Here is a 19,730-nt window from a genome sequence, read left to right as displayed (position 1 = left end):
AGCGCTGTGACAACGAAAACTAATCCGGCAATTGAGGTCACTCAAGCTGTCGAGCAGCAGGCCAGCCAGGTCGTGGCTAACCCCGAAACGTTTCATGATGCCGTGCGCGGTACGTTTCCACCTGCATTAGCCTCATTTATCGAGTCCATCTTGGCCAGGGTCGCGCGCGGAGAGAGCGTCGCGCTTTCCCGCCCCTCCGAGATACTCACCACCACTGAGGCCGCTGAGTATCTCGGGATCTCTCGGCCGACTCTGATGAAACGGATTCGAGAAGGCGAAATCGATTACTTCAAAGCCGGGTCACACACGCGGCTTCGCAGGGAAGACGTCGTCGCATACTTGCAGCGGTGCCGTGCGCGCGCACGGCACGAGTTCGATGCGATTCGAGAGCTCGATAATGAGATCGAAGGCCTGTGAGTATTCCAGTCCTTTTTGACGCTAACGTCTGGTACTTGCGCACTCTCACCGACTGGTGCTTCCTTCTCTTCCTGGGCTCTGATAAAGATGTCGAGCCACCATTCTTTCCAGTGTGGACCGAGGATATTATCGCCGAAGCTCAGTATCATTTGCGCAGAAATAACCCACACGCTCCCGAGGGTGCTATTTCAAAACGCTTCAAGCGAATTCGCGGTGCGGTGGCGGAATGGGAAATCTCCGGTTTTGCTGTTGGCAAGTATGGGTACGCGGACATTCATGATCATCACGTTCTCAGCGCTGCCGTGGCTGGCAACGTCCAGTACGTCGTCACCAGCGACAGGGGACTCGTTGACTATGTTGGCTCACAGCAGTTTCTGTTTGACGTGGTGACTCCGGATGATTTCTTTTGCCACATTTTTGAGGCGTTCCCAGGGCTTTGTAAGAGGGTGGCGCAGGAAAACGAGGCTTATTGGGAGAAGGTGAAGGGCATCAAAGCGGCGGACCGGCCGATAACTGCTGTAATGCTAGAGCGCTCGGGCTGTCCGAATTTCGCAACGGTTATTGATTACGTTTTAAGATAGTGGGCACGGTCGGTGCCGTGCAGCAAATTCCATTGTGGACTGTTTGCGACCTGGACGTTTCAGAATCGCTCCTCCACCCCGGTAGGTAAAACCCCAGGTAATTCTTTTTAGGACCATTTTAAGGCTCTGAAAGATATCGGAAAGATATCACGCGCCGAGAAGTGGCAATTCTGGCCGTTTGTGCAGGTCAGAGAATTGTTTCGATATCTTTCTATCTCTTTCTACGCCCGAATCCAACGGGTGCCGCGGCCTCGCGGAGGACCATCCGGGTCGATCTTCGCGCGCCCGAGGCTGCGCAAGTGTCGAAGGATCCGGCCTGCTTCGGCGACGCTGACACCGGTCTGGTCGGCGATGTCGGCGGATTGGAGTGCGGCACCGTCGTGGAGTTTGGCCTCGATCCATTCCTGGACGCTCACGGTGGCCAGGTCGCCGGGTTGTCCCAGGTTAAGGAGTTTCCGGGCTTCACCGCTGAGGGTCCACTCGTCGGCGTCGGTGACGGGGTCGAGAAGGCCGCGGGCGACGAGGTCGTCCATAAGCTCATGTACCTCAAGGGTAGTGAGCTGGGTTTTCTGTGCAGCCGTTGTTGCTGTAATGAGCGGCGCGGAGTTGAGGTGCCAGAGCACAATCAGTGCCGCAACACTATCGACGACCTCCTCGCCGAAACGCTCCGAAAGCTTCCGCAAGCCCTTGATGAAGTTGGTATCTGGCTGCTGCGCTGCTAGCACCACCTGCACATTTGCCTCGGTCGCGGTTACCTCCGGGGCGCTGCGGCCGGTGCGGATCATGGTGGTCCACATGCGGTCGAAACCGCGCGAGCTTTCCTCTGCGAGGCCGAGCGTGCGCATCGCTGCCATGAGTCGATTGTTCCGTGGCACTGAGGGCGTCGATAGCAATGTATCAACCGTTACGCCTGGTGGGAGAGGTCCCGGAGAAGTGATCTTGAGCGTGCGGTTCGTTTGCTCGACCACTACTGGGCCGGGCAGGCGCCAGTCGCGGTGAATGAATGCGTTCGAGACGGCCTCGTCGACTGCCTGCGACGGGAACCTACTGATGGCGACTTCCTCACCATCTGCAAACTGCACGCGCTCAATCTCGCGGTCACCATTTTCCGCAATCAGACGTCGCAGGCGTGGCAACGCCAGCAGCAGAGGGTCTGAAATGAGCGTGGCCTGCGGTTCTTGCCCTGGGATGCTGCGCCACAGGTGGCGGACCACCACGTCTGTCGGGTTTGGTTGGGCGAGGAGGATTTCGGCGGCGCGCTTGAGTTGGCCGTCGTCACGCATGAGCCCGAGCTCTCGAAGCAGGCCAGTGGTGGTCTGCGGGACTGCCGCGTCTGAGCCCCGCGAGCGGCGATGCTCCCGCAGCATCCGCCGAGCCTCCTCGATGACGGGAAGTTGCAGGTCATCGACAGTGATATCGGCTGGGTCGTTCGAATAGTCAGGGTCTCGCCGCGCGGCATCAATCGCTCGGCGTAGCTCCTCTGTCATCGGCTGGCACGAGAACTGCGAGTCCGCCGTCCGCCTTTTCGCCGCACCATCACCCCGCGTGTACAGCGCACGAGCTTCCGGCACGTGAATCACTACAAGCCGAGCACCCCACGCATACACCGCTGTGACCTGCACATTCATGTTCGGCTTCGTGCCATTGAAGATTCTGCGGGCAATGTCCTCCTCGCCCAGCTCAGTGCCAGTGAATGCGCCCGCGCCGGGAGTCCGGTCCGCAACGCCGACAACAATGTGCCCCGTCGCCGCCTCGCTGTTGGCCATACAAATAGCCTCATTCAACAGCTTCTCGACGAGCTTCGCCCTCCCGCCCTTCCCCTCACGAGCAGTGGGATCCTCCTTGAATTCCAAAATCAGCGACTCTTGCGAGTCCGCCGTCGCTCCATCATGAATCGCCTCCAGCGCTAAACGAACATACGAGGGGAGCGCGTCCCAAGCTGATTCCGTGACCATGTGGCAGATTGTACATTCCCCAGGTAATTCTTTTCGGAGCCAATTTTGGGAGTTGAAAGATATCGGAAAGATATAGGGAGCCTGGAAGCCTCGCCGAAATGTTATTTGTGCAGGTCAGCAATTTGTTTCGATATCTTTCTATCTCTTTCTATATCTTTCGGTGTGAGGGCGCCGGGTGCACCAAATTCCACCTCGCGCAATCAGCGACCTGGCCTTTTACCCTCCAGCCCCGCCAAAAACCCGGGTTCTGGTGCACAGCTAATTGCTAGAAACCCTTTCGCCAGCGGAGCCAGTGCCAAAGGACGCACCCGAAAATTCACGACCTGGGAAAACAGCCGTTTCCAAAACCGAAATTGCGTCCTTTGGCACTCGCTCCCTGTGACCAAGCCACCAGCAAGCCACCAACAAGCCACCAACCTGCCACCAACCCGTCGTGCGCATTCCCTCACAACCGATGTGCGAGTAAAGTAGGCCCGTAATTTATGGGCAAACAGCCCAGAAGCCACGAGCCCAAAGGGCCACGAGGAAAGGGAGGCGCATTATGCGTGTTGGCATTGTCGGCTATGGAAACTTGGGCAAGAGCGTGGAGCAGCTGGTGAAGCTGCAGCCGGATATGGAGTTGTCGGCGATCTTCTCGCGCCGCAGCAAGCTGGACACGGACACCCGCGTGTTGCCGGTGGCGGAGTTTGGCCAGTACAAGGACGAGATTGACGTCGCGATTCTGTGCCTGGGTTCGGCGACGGATATTCCGGAGCAGGCGCCGGAGTTTGCGAAGTACGTGCCTACCGTGGACACCTACGATAACCACCGTGACATCCCACGTCATCGCAAGGCGATGGACGAGGTCGCGCGCGAGCACAACACGGTGTCCATCGTTTCCACTGGTTGGGACCCGGGCATGTTCTCGTTGAACCGCGCGATGGCGGAGGCAATTCTGCCGAATGCGCAGCAGCACACGTTCTGGGGCCCGGGCTTGTCGCAGGGTCACTCGGATGCGGTGCGCAGGATTGAGGGCGTCGCGAAGGGTGTGCAGTACACGATCCCAGCGCCGGATGCGTTGGATCGCGCGCGCCGCGGCGAGACCGAGGGTCTCGACGGCAAGTCCGCCCACAAGCGCGTCGTTTACATCGTGCCGGAGGATGGCGCCGACACCGCCGCCATCGAGCACACCATCCGCACGATGCCGGACTACTTCGTCGGCTACGAGGTAGAGGTCAACTTTATTGACGACGCCACCTTCGTCCGCGAGCATTCCGGCATGCCGCACGGCGGTCACGTGATCACCACTGGTGGCGTCGGCGAGAACCACCAGCTTGTCGAGTACACCCTGGAACTCTCCAGCAACCCCGACTTCACCGGCGCCGTCGCCGTCGCGTACGCGCGCGCGGCTGCCCGCCTCGCGGAGGATGGCAAGTCGGGCGCGTTCACGGTGTTGGAGGTCCCGCCGTACCTGCTCTCCCCGGTCGCTCTCGACGACCTGATCGCCCGCGACGTCTAACTCACGGGTAGAAGGTGCCGCAAAAGGCCCTTAGAGATTTTGTGAACAGATTTGCACATGCAGATCTGTTCACATTTTTCTGACTCTTCTGGCTACACTTCCTGGAAGTGGCATTTTCAGGAGGCCCCTGTGAAGAAGTTCATTGCCCTGTTTATCGCGTTCGTGCTCGCAGTTCTTGTAGCGCCGAGTGCTTCGGCGATCTCCGTGCGTGGCGACGCCGCTTCGCCCCGATCCGCAGTTGCTGTGGTGCATGCGGGTGGGGGAGTGGAGGCGTCGAGAAATGGGTGGGAGGCGCGGCCGGCGCTGAGCCTGAGCAAGCTCTACCTGGGCTATTGGGTGCTGTACCACGGGGCGCCGCGGCATAAGGCGATGGTGGAGGAGATGGTGCGCACCTCGAGCGATGGCATCGCGAGCGTTCTCGATGCGGCGTACCCGCAGGCCATTGATGCGATCGCGCGCGACTTCAAACTGAGTGCCACTCAACGGCGTGGCAATTGGGGATTGGCGAGTACGTCGGCGGTGGACGTCGCGAGGTTTGTGCAGGCCATCAGGCACGATCCGGTAGCTGCGCCACTGCTGCGTGGCATGGCGCACGCGGCACCCGTCGCCGCGGATGGCTTCCCGCAGAACTACGGCACCTCGAGACTGCCCGGTGTGCAGGGCACGAAGTTCGGCTGGGCCGACGACCGGCGCAGCTCCACCGCGACGGTTAGTTACGGTGCCGGGTTCGCGGTCGCGGTGCTCACGTACGGTGATGTGCATGCGAACACGGTCGATGCGCAGCGTGCCGTCGATACCTCGGTGATGCCGGGGCCGAGCGGTGGCCGACGAGTTGTTGATATGTTGCCGCCGCAGACGCCGAACGAGATCAGGAACCTGGTTCCGAAGCATTGGGAGGTCCCGGCGGGCTCGTCGGTGCCGTGGTAAGGCGAGGTCCTGACCAGCCATTACGAGAATAGAGGGGGCTAATCGTCCAAGGTTTCGACGTTTCAGGAAAACCTTGGGAGATTAGGGGCAGGCGCAATTCTGTTCACAAAATCCCGAGCAAACTTGGCAACACACCTTCCACCCCGGAACCCCGAAACCCGCACCACTACTACTCACCCTTGCGGTACCTGCGGGAGCGCCCTCCGCCCACGGCGACGAGTAGGCCGTCGTCTTCCCACCCGCTGATGAGGTTGGTGGCCGTGGAACGGGAGATGTCGCAAAGTTCGACGAGGTCCGCGGTCCGGATTTCGCCGAATACGGAGAGCCATTGCAGCACAACGTTGCGTGCGTTTTCCGGGTCGGTGCCGAGGTACCAGGCGGGCTTCGAGGTGGGGGATTCGTGGTCGCGGAGTACGGCACGGCTTGTCTCGTTGAGGAGCCACGCGTCCCCATGCTTGCGGATCAGCGGTTCGCCATTGACCGTCGTTTGGTGCGCCGCGGTCAGGGCCAGTTCGGCGGCTTCCTCCGTGGACTGTAGTGCTTCGGCAACGCTTCGGCGGGTGATGAAAGGGTGGTTGAACAGGAGGTACAGGATGATGGCGATGCGTGTGTCGCGCTGGCGGGGCGTCGGCACGATGCGTGAAACGAGGTCCAGCACGGGCAGCTCAGGCTGGCCGCCCACGAGCGTCGTTTCGATGTATGGTCCTGGAACCTCGATGATCTCCGGAGACCGGTGGCCGAGCGTGATCATGGATTGGTACATGCGGTCAACGCCGACGCCCTGCTTGTCCACGAGGCCGATTGCGCGGTAGAGGTCGGCAAGGGCGGGGTAGCGGGCTTCCCGGTTGCTGAGCACGTTTGCCGCAGAGATGGCGGGCATGAATGGGCCGGGGCTGCGCACGATGAGGGTGCTGTCGAGTTCGATCCAGCGGACGTCGACTGGTTCTTGTCGGTTCCAGTCGCGGTGAATCATCGCGTTGAGCAGGGCTTCACGTACGGCGCTGTGCGGAATCTGTGGAATCGGTTGGTGCACGAACCCGGACACGATCGTGTTGTTCTTGTTCACGATGCGCAGCGCTCGCTCGATATCCTCAAGTTGTTCAAGTGCCGACGTCCCCGCGTTGCCACTGACACGATTCAGCACGTTGCCGCCGTGGACGTCGAAAATTGTGAGCTCGAGTACCGCGCGCGGGGCAGCGGCGAAGAGCGTGACGCCTGCTTGGGTGAGGTTGTTGTTCGCGTCGAGTGCCCCGAGTCCACGTAATAGTTCCTCGTCGGTGAGCTCGCGGAAGGCTTCTTGTTGACGCCGAACAATCTCAAGCGCACGCGGCCGGACGTCCTCAACTCCCAGGTCGGAGGCCTGTGCCATCGGGTCGATATTCATTTGTGAGCGCTGGTACTCCCACCATTCGGAAAGGTCCACCGGCTTGCACGAGTCGCCAATGCGCCAGCGCAGCTGATCACTCGTGTTGGGGACTGGTTGCTGGGACGCTGCCACAAAGAGGATCAACAGCCGCTGCCCTTCAACTACTCGTTCTTCGATGGAAGGGGCAACCTGCACACGCTGGTAAATTTCTTGCCGCAGCCAATCGACGTCCAACTCCGTCCCAATAATGCGCCCCGTTTTGTCTTCGACACCGACGATGAGCGCACCACCGCCGGGGGTGTTGGCCATGCAGGCAACTTCGTCAGCGAGTTTGGTGGCCGCCATCGGGTTCCGGGGTGCGCCCGGTTCGATCTCAGGCCCGTTGCGACGTCCGGCTTCTTCCTTGAAGTCGACATCCTGGGTTTCAGTCGTCCTATGGACGCGTCCACCTGCTGCCGTCGCCAGAATTGCGTCGACTTGTTCAGCCAAATCTTGCCGCAGGGGGTGAAAGCCGGGCTGCATACGAACCCTCCGACCTGCGATTGTTTGAATAACTATGTCTAATCTACCAAGGTTTCTGCGTTTCGGGGAAACCTTGGACGATTAGGCAGCTGTATTCGGTTAGGGTGGCAGGGGCCGTGATGGTGTTACGGCAGCATTGCTGCGATGTTGGCTGGCAGCATTGGCTTGAGCGCTGGCAGCGCGACAGCGCCGAGCACACCCGCGATCAGCAGTGCAACCGGTGTCCAGAATGTCGCAGCGCGTTCGGACTGCGTCATCTTCGAGGACTTAAGCCCCCAGAAGAGCTTGCCCGGCAATAGGACTTCGGACGCGTTGGCGAGAAGGCCGCACGAGCTGCTTGGGCCAAAGAAACACAAAATGTCCCTCAAGCTAAAAATGAAGGGACCCCGTCCGATGCTTCGGCACTAGCCGGTATTCGGACGTGATCCCTTCCCATCCGGAATACATAGGAGGCGATTACCGCCTTCTTGTACCCTCTCGTGTGTGATGCTAGTTCACACTGGAAAATACATCAAGCGCTATGCGTCGATTGACCGTGTTACAGTGTTACCTCACAGGGGGATTCGGCGGGAGGCAACACATAGAAATGCATGGTTCCGAGCAAGATAAGCGAGTCGTACGGGCGCTCGGTATGCAGCGTATGGAGAAATACCTGTCACAAATGGGTGACCATGCCGGTCGAGCAATCAAGCTTTACAAATGGGACGCCGAAATCTCGGCCGCTTTGTGGAACTTAGTTGCTCTTGTTGAGGTGGTTTTGCGGAATAAGATCTGTGAACAGGCCGAAATTTGGAGTGTTCAAAATAACCCACGAAGCAACCCAGATTGGATTTTGCAACCACGTCAAAACGTCCAGGAACCATTATCAAAGGTGAGCGCGAGCATCTCTGATCCGGCGTTAAACAAAGCTATAAAAGCCAAGCAAATCCGAGACGAGGGAACCGGTCTAACCGGGGGAGATCATCCGCGAAAAGGACAGCCAATCACGAAAGATGATGTGATCTCCCAGGTCACCTTATCCCAGTGGAAAGAATATTTCTTTTACCGTGAACCAATCAAAGCGCCAGATGGGTCCGTCCAGTACTACCCCGATAAAGTCACCTATGAATTTCGCAAAGCAATCTACCAAAAGATTACGTGCGAAGCCTTTTCCGCGCTTCCCGATACTGACCGAATTGATCCGGACGACGTCAGCCGAATCATGAACCGCGTTGTTCTACTTCGGAACAGAATTGGACATCAAGAGCCACTCATCGACATCAATTGTGCAAAATCTCGCGATGGCCTGCTCATTCTGCTCAAGCATTTGGATAGCGACGTCCTGAACAATTACACGGCATCCGACCCAATTCCTAGGATACTGAAGGCGGATCCACGGATACGCAGGGGTAGACGATAGGTACTTCGCTTCGCCACTTCTTTCGCCGTTTCTACAACGGGCGCAGCATTCTGGAGAGGCATCCCACCCCGTAGTAGCCCTCTACGCCCATGACGCCAGGTTGCGCCTAATACCTGACGTGCTCGGGTACAGCGCTATGATTCCTCATTCAGTGCGTCGTAGTCGAAGCCCGTGGAAGGTATGAACTCCTTCACGGGGTTCAACTCGTCGAGGCTCTCCGCCCTCTCAATCGCTTGAGGCACCATGAACGCATTACCTAGCGACGCCCCGTTGGTGATGCTTCCGGCGCGTCTGCACCCGCCCCGTCACGTCGGTGACAATCTGCGGCCACAGATTTGCTCTCAAGCCGCCGTCGGCGCCAGCAATGCGTTCTATGCGCAGACCAGACTGCTCTATCAACTCGATGTTGTGACGCACAGCCAGCGCGGTTCCCTCAAGCACCGCTCGGTACATGTGGCGACGGGTATGATGCGGCCGCAGCCCGGTAATCACCATGGACACGAACCCGTCAGGAGTGCGCGAGACCGGGTACTCACAAGTCTCGCTCCCCAGCATGGTGCCGTCCGACGCCACGAGTACCGCCTTCGAACTCGAGGTACCGACATCAAATCCCAGCACTGCTTCTTGGCCCGTCTACGCTCCCCTGGGTTGATAGGTTGTCTGCCCGATATCGTGAGTTTGGATTAGGGCAATGCCGCTTCTGACGACGCGCTCATCGCTGGCGCGGCGCTTGGGTTTACCAGTAGGGGTCCGGTTGTAAGGTATTCGGGGATGTGCCCGAGAACGTCTCTGGGCGCAACCCCACAGGAGATAAGATATGTTTTCTAATTTGTTTGAGGAGGGCGCAATCGATCAGTACTTTTTCGTCGGGGAAAGACCCCCATGGCATCGTAGAAAGACTCAAGAAGTTATACGTTAGGAATCTAACTAGGGTGAAACCAAAACAGAAAATACCCTGCGCGTCGTCCTAAATTTCCTGATTGAACACGTGGCTGACTAAGCGGCTCATAAGCTGCTGGGCTGCTGGGCGCCGATACGCCTCAGACTGCAGCGCTTCCTTAAGCTTTTCTGGCTTGCTCTTCTGCCCTTCTATCGACGGAAATAAATCCTCCAGCTCTCCTTCACGAACCAAATGTACGCCGAAACCATCCAAAGCATTCAACATTTCTTGCGCAAGTTCATTGAATTCCTTATCAGGAGAAACCGCACCGCAATTCTTGGCAGCGTTTTTACTACCAAATAGTTTTACACTTGCCACTCTCACTTTCTCGATGGTCGGACGAACATTCGTAATCGCTTCCGCAGAGTGTAGTGCACTAACCATGGAATACACAGCTCGCTGGGCGTGTACGTCGAAATCCGTTATTATTGCGACCTTTGCGCCCACCTCTCGAAGTGATTTTGCAAGTGGAGGAATCCCAGATGCACCACCTGCGCCAAGAAAAAGGACCCTGTCTGGCAAGTTCCGCACGTCCGAGTCAGTATTTGCCTCAGCAAACGCTCTCAATGCCTCGTCGTAGAATACGGCGTCTCTTTCGTTCTCGACCAAAATCGTGAGATCGGCGAAAAGACTGTCCAGAAACGGAGTAAAGCGCACTTGGCTAGCTTGTTGCGCTGAGCGGATAATCTCCGAGTTGAGCTTCTTGATTACCGGGAGGCGGTTACCCCTGTCTCGTCTCAGCGAGAGAATTGTCAGTGGAGTCTCTGTCGATCTAATTAGCGAAGCAATGAGGTTACGGTCGTGCGTTGCAATAAATATTTGCCTGTTGTGAAATTTCGTCAACTCCGACAAGATGGAGCCTAACGCAGAGGCTTGAGGCGGGTGTAGAAATGCTTCTGGCTCATCCAACAAGGCAATTGATGAATCACTCGCGTGTATGCGTAGAAGAAGACCAACTACACTGCGCATCCCATACCCTTGCTCCCACAGCTTCGGTCTTGTCTCCATATAAGCCCGCGTCTTCGTGTCAATCGGCTCCATCAGACTTGAGGCCTTGTTGAATGGTGGCGCTAAGAGCAGACCTATCTTGCCCTCTCCAAGGTTATAAAATGACAGATCTTCGTTAAAGATACGTCTGAATGCAGACGCGATCCTATTAAATACTGGCGGTTCATCCCAAGCTTGTTGGACTAATGTTTTGCCCCAGTATGCCGAGTTTTGCTCTTGCGGCTCTGTTTCATCCAATCTGTCCTTCACATCGTCAAAAGAGACAAAGACATTCGTCAATTCGGACAGCTTTGACTCGCTTTCAAACGCCGAATACACATCGCCCTCAGTCAGAAAACTCTGACTCTGTGTAGGTCGTCCTCGAACCGGCACTCTAAAGTACCGATCTGAACCGCTGCGGTATTTTTTGAGCTGCTTTATCAGCTGGGCGACACCATCTTCCCCTTGGTATTTCCAATTGATTTTTATTTTTTCCACGATTGAGTCGGCGTAATGATTTTGATCCAAAACATCGGCTTTGCCCGCTAATTGAAACTCGAGCGCCTTCAGGAAATAAGATTTCCCAGCATTATTGGGACCCACCAAAAGAACGACTTCGCCTGGCTTAAATTCCAGAGCTTCACCACTCGCCAAACGAATTTCATCGATATAAGGAGCATTAAGCAATTTTGGTTCTGAATAATCTAACATAAAGCCTTCCTTTTGCTTCTAACCTTTGCCCACGCACATTCAAAGACCACGAGAAGGAAATATGATTGAGACATGGGCCGACGTTTGATTGCTAATCCTAGAGAGAATTTGCGGCAAGAGTTTGAGGCAAAGCTTCAAGAGCGCGATAAGGAGATTGAAATGCTAAAGAGACGGATTGATGAACTGGGGATAGAACTTCGACGGCTTCATATCCAAATTCGGGAGAGATGATTCTCCTGCCGTAACTTCGCTGAGTCGAGATTTGAAAACCTGGAGAAGGCGCCCCTATATTTGAGCACAAATAATCTACACTCCCCACACCGGTATCCTCTTAAATCGCACCAGATTGTTTTAGGGGATTCGGCAGAGTTAGGCTAACGATTCCCGAAAGGAAAGCCAGAGAAGATGGTACAGGGGAAGCATGAACTAGCAATAATTAGTTTTCGACAAGTCAGATTATGAAGCTTTCGAGCCAAACGGCCAACACAACATTATGATGCTTGTTGGCATTGGTTTCGATATTTCGGTTCTGCAAATGCTCAATACCGACCGCCTCACTAGCTATCAGTCATTCTTTTACTACTTAGAGCACGACGTTTCAATGAAGAATGTTCTTTTCCAACAGTGCTGCCCGGCAACTTCTGCTTAATCCACTGGATACCCGCCGAGTCAAGGCGTATCAGCGGGGTAGCAAAACGGATCCACATCTCCTGTTGGAACTGTTCCATGATGTGTTTTGGATGACCATCAGGATATGCTCACCGCGACCGCGCCGGATCAGCTCCGCCACAATCATGCGGATCTCCACCGTCTTGCCCAGGCCCGTCGCGTCTGCGACGACCACGCGCGGACGCCAATTGTCCTGCGAGATCGCATTCGTCACCGCAGCGAGCTGTGAGTCCAGTAGATGCATCAGCAAGTCCTTTGTCACCGACAACTCGTCCTGATACCTGGTCACCGGATTCTGGCGCAGCGTGGTCTCCAGTCTCCAGCCACAGGCGCGGCGGGCGGTAGCCGGGTGAGTCATCCGGAGCAACCTGTACCTTCGCCGGGTTCACCACCTCGGTTGCGTCGATCGCGGTGTAGAAGCTGCTGGCGGTAGAATCACGTACGAAGTCCGACAAGCCCACGCACCGTAAGCAGAGAGCCGTCCACCGACTGCGCCACCTTGGTAATCGACCACAGCTCGTCGCGCACACGGACTGTCAGGTCCGGGACAGAATCGCTCTCGCAGAGCGAGATGAACCTTTGACCTGCAGGTCTTGAATGCGATTTTGAGTTTTATTTTCTTTGCGTGAGCGAAACCGTTATCAATCAAAATCACCATCAACACTCTGCGAGACATGGGCCGAGCTGGTTAAGGTTGGCATTCCTCTAAGTTCTGCTTCTTGTGTGGTCGGCTGTCCACCAAGTGGTAAGACTTGACCCCAGTTCGTGCTACCAGCGACCACTGTGATTGAAACCGGCGATTACATCGCCCAATTCGACACTGGTGGCACCTGGCGACTGATTGCAGAGAGGTTCGGAAAAATGCTTGAAAATGTGTGAGAGAGTGCAACGCCATGGGCTCTTCATGACTTTGAATGGGGCGAAGCGCTTCTCCGCTTGTTCCTCGATGGAGCTGACACTCAAGCAATCTGGTACGACCGTGTCAGACAGCAAGTCGGTGGGTGGCCTGTCATTTAAAGATGTATCAAAGTCGCCTCCAGATTCAAAGCGAGATTTGGACCTACGGCGAAGGTTTGCGGGCACACGCTTCCAACAGTGCCTCGAGTAGCTAGTTCGCGCTCAAATGGTCTCCCACTGTCTAACCAGCTGGCCGTTTTGAAAAAGGGGCCTGATCTGCAAAGGCTTCTTGAAATTCTAGAAACTTTGGCAGATCAGGCCCCGCGCATTTGATGTGAAGCGGCGGAGTGCCCCGTGGCGGTGTTACGGCAGCATCGCTGTGATGTTGGCTGGCAGCATCGGCTTGAGTGCTGGCAGCGCGACCGCGCCGAGCACGCCTGCGCTGCCAATGACACGATTCAGTATGTTGCCGCCGTGCGGCCAGGGGTGGACGTCGAAAATTGTAAGGTCGATTACCGCGCGCGGCGGCGGAAGTCATGCCAAACGTGCTGGTCGGCTGGGTGTGGATGCAGGGGAGAATGTGCTGTGGGTTTTGAGGGTGATTTTGATTTATGTTTTGAGTTTTACTGCCTTATGCGAGCGAAACTGCTATCAAAACCACCATCAACACTTTGAGAGACATAGGCAACGGCACCTATAGAATCAAAGCAAAAGATGCCTCGCACGGCTTTTCGCCCGTCATCATTTGTCAAGACTGCTGCCCGGGCGCGAAGCCAGGTGCAATTCTGTTCACAAAATCCCGAGCAAGCTTTTCACCACACCTTCCGCCCCCGAAACCCCGCAGCCTCCGCCGCCGCAGCGCCCCGGCCTACCCCAACAGCGCGTTATCGATGAGCCGCACGCCGTCCACCGTCGCCGCAACCAGCGCCAGGCCAGGACCGGACGTCGGCTGCAGCGTATCTGGATCAACGACCACCAGGTAGTCCAACGTCACGCCCTCCGAAGCGGCAAGCTCCGCACGCACGGCGTCCACGTCGAGCGCGCCCGCGCCGACCTGTTCCTGCAGCGTCCGCAGCGAACGTGACAGCGCCAGTGCCTGCGAGCGTCCCGCCTCGGAGAGGCGCACATTCCGCGAGGACTGCGCCAGGCCGTCCTCGGCGCGCGCGATGGGCAGGGTGCGGATCTCCACGTCGTGGTTCAGGTCGCGAACCATCCGGCGTAGCACCGCGACCTGCTGCGCGTCCTTCTGTCCGAAGTAGGCGACGTCCGGTTTGGCTAGGTTGAACAGCTTGTTCACGACGGTCGCTACGCCGTCGAAGTGCCCAGGCCGCGACGCGCCCTCCAGGACGGTGCCCATCTCGCCGGTGCGGACCCAGATCTGTGGAATCCCGCCGGGGTACATCTCCTCAACGCTGGGCGCGAACACGATGTCCACGCCGAGGCTTTCGCAAAACGTTGAGTCCGCCTCAATATCGCGTGGGTAGTTGCGGTAGTCGTCGCAGTCGCCGAGGTTGTCGAACTGTAGCGGGTTGAGGAACACGCTGGTAATAAGCGTATCGACCTCTCGCCGAGCACGTTCGATGAGCGTGCCGTGCCCGGAGTGCAGTGCGCCCATCGTCGGTACCAGTCCGACGGTCCCGTTCGCCTCCGCTCGTACCGCGCGGAGCTCTTCAACAGTGGTAATGACTCGCATGATGCCCTTTCCTAGTCCTCGAACGATTCGGCAGCAGCAGGGAAGTCTCCCTTTTCGACGTCCTCCCGGTACCTCCGCGCCCCCTCCAGCAGCTGTGTTCCCAGGTCCGCGTACTGACGCACAAACCGCGGCGTTTTTCCGCCGGCGCGGAACCCGAACGCGTCCTGCCACACCAGGATTTGCCCATCGGTGCCGTTGCCTGCGCCGATGCCGATAGTCGGGATCGGAACCTCCTGGGTCACCCGCGTTGCGATTTCGGAGGGCACCATCTCCAGCACGACCGCGAAAGCACCCGCGTTTGCGACGGCGGTGGCGTCCTCAAGCACCTGCTGGGCTGCGTCACCGCGACCCTGTACCACGTAGCCGCCGAGTGCGTGCTCGGACTGCGGCGTGAACCCTATGTGGGCGCAGACGGGAATGCCGGCGTCGACAAGCGTTTTGATCGTCGGCGCCACCTCGACGCCGCCCTCCAGCTTCACTGCCTGCGCTCCAGTCTCCTTCATCACGCGGACCGCCGCGGCGAGCGCCTGCGCCGGCGACTCCTCATACGTGCCGAACGGCAGGTCAACCACCACAAACGTACGCTGCGTCGAGCGCACCACGGCCGAGGCGAACGCGATCATCTCGTCGAGCGTGATCGGCAGGGTAGTGGTGTGGCCAAGCACCACGTTGGCCGCCGAATCTCCGACGAGCAGGAAGTCGATCCCGGCCTCGTCGAAGAGTTGGGCGGTCATGGTGTCGTAGCTGGTCAGGGCCGTAAATTTGCGACCCTCAGCCTTGGCCTGGGCGAAGTAACGAGTACGAAGGCGTTTCATACCGCCTTATATTAGGACGGCGCGTGGCGGTTTGTTGGCGGTTATTGAAAACCGGATGTCCACCATGGTGTACACAAAACCCTTTACAATCGCGCGAAATGCACTAGGTTGTGTAGAAACACTTTCAAAACGGGGGGACACTTTGCGCACCTACACATTGGCACCACTACTCGCCGCCACACTGCTCGCTGGCTGCTCCAGCACCACCCTTATCGACGCCCCCTCCGCCCCCTCCAACGCCCCTCCCTCGGATTCTGCTGGTCAAAGAGCCTTTGTCTTCGAATCCGGCACCGTCCCCATCGGCGACTTCGACCCATTCACTCTCGCACCCGAGGACTACTTCGACCCCTGCAACGACATCACCGAGGACGAATTCCGCCGTGCGGGCTTCACTGGGGAAATCAAGCGGAGCACGGACGGGGAGATTGACTCGCCGCATGGGACTTCGGTTTGTACGTTCTCAAACTCGGAGGATTTTACGACAATCGGACTAGCAATGGTTGATAGCGCGCGGGAGCAGGTTAGTCAGCACCGAGAAATCCTTAACGGTCATTTCTCAAAACTGCTTCCAGAAATCTATGTATATAACGATGGGGTTGAATACGCTGCGATGACACCATGCGTTGCTCAGATTGACACAGAGCGGGGTGCGATTGGAACTTTCTTCCAAACAATGGATGAAAGTGTCGATCTTGACGAGTATTGCGAAATTGCCATTCAGAACTTGGAATCACTCTACGAAGCGTCCATTAAAAACTAATTAAGGATATTGGGGGAACTATGACAAAAATAGTTATTGAAGTTGATGACATCAACGGGGCAGTTAATGAACTTTTCTCTGTTGTGCAGTCTGCTGCGGGTGGGTCGGGTTTTGCAGTAATGCCAGCCTCCACCTTCTCCGCCGTCTCCGGCCTCCGCGAGGCAGGGGAGAAGCACGGGGCGATCTACTCGGAGCACGCTCCACTTGCGACGGACGCGTTCACGGGGAATGTGAAGTCGTCGGCAAAGGTGTTGAAGGTCTGCCTGGACAATACGGTGATGGCGGACGATTCGATTGCGGGGATTGTGAACGCGGTCGGGCTTAGTGGAACGCCTGGGTTGAGTGGTTTGGGTTCCAATCTTGGGATGTCGTCGGCGGCTGCGGTTGCGAAGAGTTACAAGACGCAGCCGTTCAATAACAGTTCGGTGTATGCGTCGACGGATGGGAGCTTCGAGTCGCTGGTGAGCAACATCCTGACCACGAACACAGCGATTCCGTCGGGGTTGGCGTCGAATTGGACGTCGAATGCGCAGCGTATTTACGAGATGGTGGAGGCCATCGCCCCGGCCATTGCGTCGCTTGAGTCTTCAGCAGAGACCGAGTTCGTCGCCCAGGCGATTGCGCGTCTCCAGCTGATTCAGGCAGCGGGGTCCGAGTACGCAGCCAACTCGGCGGCGCTTGCGGGGAATAACACGGGGTTGGCGGCGTTGGCGTCGTCGTCGCAACTTATGGCGGCGGCAGCTCAGGCTGCGGCGATAGCAGCTGAGGCCGTCTCCCCGGCCGCGGTGAAGGCTGTGAAGGAGGCCTTCGTCAGTTCCTACCCGATGTACGTGAACTCGTACCTGCCGGCGACGAACCCGACCTTCGTCAAGCTGCTTCCGGATCTCACCGATGTCACCGGTTCAGACTTCTCCATCAGCGGCCCACCTGCGCCGACCGCTCCCGAGTTCGCGGACGCCCCGATGCCAGCGGGACTGGCCAGCATCTTTGCCAACAACGGCTACACGGATCTCGCGAACGCGCGTGGTCCGCAGGATGTGTTGCAGCAGTTCGGGAAGCCGAACCCGGACATGCTCAACGCCATCGCGTCCGGCGCCACCCCGACCCAAGTCGCTTCGGCGCAGGCCCCGACGCTTCCTCCACCGGGCGCGCTGAACGCGTCGGCAGCGAACGTCGCGCCGGGCGCTGGCCTCCACGGCGGTCTCGCATCCGGTGCAGGCGGGCTCAGCGGTGCGACGACCGGCGCCGCCTCCGCAGCAGGCTCCGGCGTAGGCGCAGGCCAAGGCGCATTCGGTGGCATGCCAATGGGCGGCGCAGGCGGTGGTGGCCGCCATCGCGCCGGGTCGCTGCACCAACAGACACCAGGGTTCGGCTCGTCGGCAGGCGCAGCCTCAGGCTCAGCCACAGGCTTCGGCTCCAACGCTGGCCTCGCCGGCGGCGGCGCGGGAGGCTTCGCGGGTCGGCCGGGTACCGGGTCCACAGGTGGCTTCGGCGGCCAACCAGGCGCAGCGGGTGCCACAGGTTCTGCCGCCAACACCGCAGGTCAGCAAGGGCAGAGAGGCGGCTTCATGGGTGCGCCAATGTCGCAGGGCCGCGGCAAAGATGACAAGAAGCAACGCCCGAGAGCGGTCACCAGTGCCGTCGAGAGGGAGGGCAACATCCACGCCCTGCTTGGCGACGCCCCCTTGGTCAATCCCGGCGTCATCGGGTTCAACGTGCGTGGTCGGTAGGCAGTCCAGCGCGCTGGCGTAGTTCGGCGGCGCGCTCGGGGCGTGGCCGCAGCCGCCAGATGTGCGCGCTCACCGCAACACCAATCGCGGCGAGCAGCAACGCCACCGGCCACAGCCCGACCACCACTATCACCACCCATATGGAGGCGCCCATCCCCAACCACAGCAGCCCCAGAATCCGCAGTTTCTGTGCCCGCGTCAGCTGGCCTGAGTAGTAGTCAATAATGAACGGCCCGAACGTATCGTGGCGCAGCAGGTAGCGCTCCAACCTTGGCGAGCTCCTCGTAAAGCACACCAGCGCAAGCAGCAGAAACGGTGTCGTGGGCAGGATCGGCACCCACACGCCGACCGCGCCCAGGCCAAGCGCCACCAGCCCCACAATCATGTACACGTACCGCATCGTCGCCACATTCTAGCCGGAACATGCAACAATAGTTGTATGACTGCCTGCACTATCCTGTACGCCTCGTTCTACGGCTCTACCAAGGAATACGCCGATGAGCTGGCAAAACGCCTCGGCACTACCGCCGAACCAATCCCCGATGCCGGCTTCACCCCCGAAGGCCCCATCGTGGTCCTCGCCCCAATCCACGGCCCGAACAACCCCGGCGCCAGCTTCATCCGCAAGCTCCCCGACCCACTTTTCGACGCCCACTCCGTCTCCCTCGTCACCGTTGGCATGAGCCTGGACGAAGTGGCCGTCGATAAGGACTTTTCTGCCAAACTTTTGGGGAGCCGCGCGGACAGCGTCACGCGCTTCTACCTGCCCGGACGCATGAACTACTCCGAGCTGTCGGCCGCCCACGCCGCCACGATGGCGGGCGTCGTCGGCGCTTTGCGGCTGAAACCGCGCAAGTCCGCGAACGACCGCATGATGATCGACACCTATAACAAGGACGTCGACCGCGTCGACTTCACCCGCCTCGCCCCCGTCGAGGCCTGGGTGCGCGAACACATGTAGCCCAGCAGAAAAACCTGCCGGGCTACGAAACTGCAGAATGATCAGCGCTGATTACTTGAAGTACGTGTTCAGGAAGTTCAGCACTGGCGCTGGCAGCATGTGGCGGAACTCAGGCGAGAACGCCGCACCAAGCGCCGCAATGCCGATGCCAAGAGGCACAATGACCTTCAACAGCCAGTACGCAGCCGCGCGGCCCTGGTAAGGTTCGGCCACGGAGGAGAGCGAGTTCACGAAGTTGGTGGTGTAGTTCTCGCCGTTCGCGCAGGCCTGCAGTGCGAGCAGGTCCTCGCCCATCTTAAAGTTCTGGAGCGTAGCTTCTTTGTCACCCTGTAGGTAGAGCCCGTGGTACAGGAGAATGGCATTAGCGGTAGTGGCATCTGGCATCTTCAGCTTCGCCTGTGCAGTGGTCAGCGTGTCTTTCACGTTGTTTGGCTTGCTGATCTTGCACGTATTGCCGGAGACGACGGTGGTCACCACGTATGCGTCGTCATAGCTGCTGCCCTTGTCTTCTGCGGCACCGGCCGTCGGGACTGCTAGGCCGAGTGCCATGGTTGCAGCTACGGCTGCGGTTGCGAACTTCTTCACAGTGAGATCTCCTTTAGTTGACAGGAAGAAATAAGGATTAAGTTGATTTAAGCCCCCCCCCCCCCATCATTTGTCAAGGCGGGGAGATGTAGAGGTTTAGCGGAGCAGCTCGGCCTGCTGCGCGATTCCCCCGAGCAGGCCGAGGATGCCAAGCGGGAAACCGATGATGATGCCGGCTTTTTCCTTCGTCCATCGGTATGGATTGGAAGTTCTTGCCCTGCAGGCATGCCTGGAGTGCCAGGGCGTCGTTCATGCGCGCTACGTCGTTAATGTTCGAAGGGTCGAATGCCTCGCTGAGCTCGTACGACTGTTGGACT

18 protein-coding genes are annotated in these 19,730 nt (G+C 58.3%); 8 read left to right on the top strand and 10 right to left on the bottom strand.

The window, feature by feature from the left end; genetic code table 11:
- Nucleotides 1-6: 6 nt before the first annotated feature.
- Both KBP54_RS10730 and KBP54_RS10725 read left to right on the top strand, forming a co-directional pair.
- Nucleotides 7-417, top strand: coding sequence for a helix-turn-helix domain-containing protein (locus KBP54_RS10730; RefSeq protein ID WP_070361684.1), 411 nt, complete (start codon nucleotides 7-9; stop codon nucleotides 415-417).
- On the top strand, nucleotides 414-998 hold the full coding sequence (locus KBP54_RS10725) for a PIN domain-containing protein (RefSeq protein ID WP_256005728.1): 585 nt from the start codon (nucleotides 414-416) through the stop codon (nucleotides 996-998). Before KBP54_RS10730 ends, KBP54_RS10725 begins: the two co-directional genes overlap by 4 nt.
- A 221-nt stretch (nucleotides 999-1,219) precedes the next feature.
- Here KBP54_RS10725 and KBP54_RS10720 read toward each other — a convergent pair whose 3' ends face one another.
- Nucleotides 1,220-2,953: an ATP-binding protein gene (locus KBP54_RS10720; protein ID WP_070361686.1), complete on the bottom strand. Its 1,734-nt coding sequence runs from the start codon at nucleotides 2,951-2,953 to the stop codon at nucleotides 1,220-1,222.
- Between the two features lie 541 nt (nucleotides 2,954-3,494).
- On the opposite strand from KBP54_RS10720, the gene KBP54_RS10715 reads away from it, so the two are divergent.
- Both KBP54_RS10715 and KBP54_RS10710 read left to right on the top strand, forming a co-directional pair.
- Nucleotides 3,495-4,451: a diaminopimelate dehydrogenase gene (locus KBP54_RS10715; protein WP_070361687.1), complete on the top strand. Its 957-nt coding sequence runs from the start codon at nucleotides 3,495-3,497 to the stop codon at nucleotides 4,449-4,451.
- A gap of 129 nt (nucleotides 4,452-4,580) precedes the next feature.
- A complete protein-coding gene (locus tag KBP54_RS10710) occupies nucleotides 4,581-5,378 on the top strand; it encodes a hypothetical protein (protein ID WP_240492766.1) in 798 nt (265 codons plus the stop codon).
- 169 nt (nucleotides 5,379-5,547) lie between these two features.
- On the opposite strand, the gene KBP54_RS10705 is transcribed toward KBP54_RS10710, so the two are convergent.
- Complete coding sequence (locus KBP54_RS10705; protein ID WP_070361688.1) at nucleotides 5,548-7,266, bottom strand: DUF5635 domain-containing protein; 1,719 nt, start codon at nucleotides 7,264-7,266, stop codon at nucleotides 5,548-5,550.
- A gap of 125 nt (nucleotides 7,267-7,391) precedes the next feature.
- Nucleotides 7,392-7,523: a hypothetical protein gene (locus KBP54_RS10700; protein ID WP_256005726.1), complete on the bottom strand. Its 132-nt coding sequence runs from the start codon at nucleotides 7,521-7,523 to the stop codon at nucleotides 7,392-7,394.
- A 329-nt stretch (nucleotides 7,524-7,852) separates the two neighbouring features.
- Between KBP54_RS10700 and KBP54_RS10695 the strand changes: the two genes are divergently transcribed.
- Nucleotides 7,853-8,665: a hypothetical protein gene (locus KBP54_RS10695; protein ID WP_240492767.1), complete on the top strand. Its 813-nt coding sequence runs from the start codon at nucleotides 7,853-7,855 to the stop codon at nucleotides 8,663-8,665.
- A 252-nt stretch (nucleotides 8,666-8,917) separates the two neighbouring features.
- Here KBP54_RS10695 and KBP54_RS10690 read toward each other — a convergent pair whose 3' ends face one another.
- From KBP54_RS10690 to panB, 5 genes are all read right to left on the bottom strand, one after another.
- A complete protein-coding gene (locus KBP54_RS10690; protein WP_070361689.1) occupies nucleotides 8,918-9,283 on the bottom strand; it encodes an FGGY-family carbohydrate kinase in 366 nt (121 codons plus the stop codon).
- Nucleotides 9,284-9,632: 349 nt separating this feature from the next.
- A complete protein-coding gene (locus tag KBP54_RS10685; protein WP_070361690.1) occupies nucleotides 9,633-11,303 on the bottom strand; it encodes an ATP-dependent nuclease in 1,671 nt (556 codons plus the stop codon).
- 679 nt (nucleotides 11,304-11,982) lie between these two features.
- Nucleotides 11,983-12,330: a DEAD/DEAH box helicase family protein gene (locus KBP54_RS10680; protein ID WP_070361691.1), complete on the bottom strand. Its 348-nt coding sequence runs from the start codon at nucleotides 12,328-12,330 to the stop codon at nucleotides 11,983-11,985.
- A 1,407-nt stretch (nucleotides 12,331-13,737) separates the two neighbouring features.
- On the bottom strand, nucleotides 13,738-14,562 hold the full coding sequence (gene panC / locus KBP54_RS10675) for a pantoate--beta-alanine ligase (RefSeq protein WP_070361692.1): 825 nt from the start codon (nucleotides 14,560-14,562) through the stop codon (nucleotides 13,738-13,740).
- 11 nt (nucleotides 14,563-14,573) lie between these two features.
- Nucleotides 14,574-15,377 (bottom strand): 3-methyl-2-oxobutanoate hydroxymethyltransferase, encoded by an 804-nt coding sequence (gene panB, locus KBP54_RS10670; protein ID WP_070361693.1) that lies wholly within the window; start codon nucleotides 15,375-15,377, stop codon nucleotides 14,574-14,576.
- Nucleotides 15,378-15,411: 34 nt separating this feature from the next.
- On the opposite strand from panB, the gene KBP54_RS10665 reads away from it, so the two are divergent.
- Complete coding sequence (locus tag KBP54_RS10665) at nucleotides 15,412-16,137, top strand: DUF3558 family protein (protein WP_256005721.1); 726 nt, start codon at nucleotides 15,412-15,414, stop codon at nucleotides 16,135-16,137.
- Between the two features lie 20 nt (nucleotides 16,138-16,157).
- The gene (locus KBP54_RS10660) at nucleotides 16,158-17,867 is read left to right on the top strand and encodes a hypothetical protein (protein ID WP_256005720.1); all 1,710 of its coding nucleotides are present in this window, start codon (nucleotides 16,158-16,160) and stop codon (nucleotides 17,865-17,867) included.
- Here KBP54_RS10660 and KBP54_RS10655 read toward each other — a convergent pair.
- Nucleotides 17,848-18,267, bottom strand: a complete 420-nt coding sequence (locus KBP54_RS10655; protein ID WP_256005718.1) for a YbaN family protein — start codon at nucleotides 18,265-18,267, stop codon at nucleotides 17,848-17,850. The genes KBP54_RS10660 and KBP54_RS10655 overlap by 20 nt on opposite strands.
- Nucleotides 18,268-18,306: 39 nt before the next feature.
- Between KBP54_RS10655 and KBP54_RS10650 the strand changes: the two genes are divergently transcribed.
- Nucleotides 18,307-18,828: a flavodoxin domain-containing protein gene (locus KBP54_RS10650; RefSeq protein WP_256005717.1), complete on the top strand. Its 522-nt coding sequence runs from the start codon at nucleotides 18,307-18,309 to the stop codon at nucleotides 18,826-18,828.
- A 51-nt stretch (nucleotides 18,829-18,879) separates the two neighbouring features.
- On the opposite strand, the gene KBP54_RS10645 is transcribed toward KBP54_RS10650, so the two are convergent.
- On the bottom strand, nucleotides 18,880-19,413 hold the full coding sequence (locus tag KBP54_RS10645; protein WP_256005715.1) for a hypothetical protein: 534 nt from the start codon (nucleotides 19,411-19,413) through the stop codon (nucleotides 18,880-18,882).
- Nucleotides 19,414-19,730 lie beyond the last annotated feature (317 nt).

This window comes from Corynebacterium pseudogenitalium, assembly GCF_024453815.1.
Classification (GTDB): Bacteria; Actinomycetota; Actinomycetes; order Mycobacteriales; family Mycobacteriaceae; genus Corynebacterium; species Corynebacterium pseudogenitalium.
Note: the sequence above shows the minus strand (reverse complement) of the source record. Positions and strands in the feature narration are given on the sequence as shown.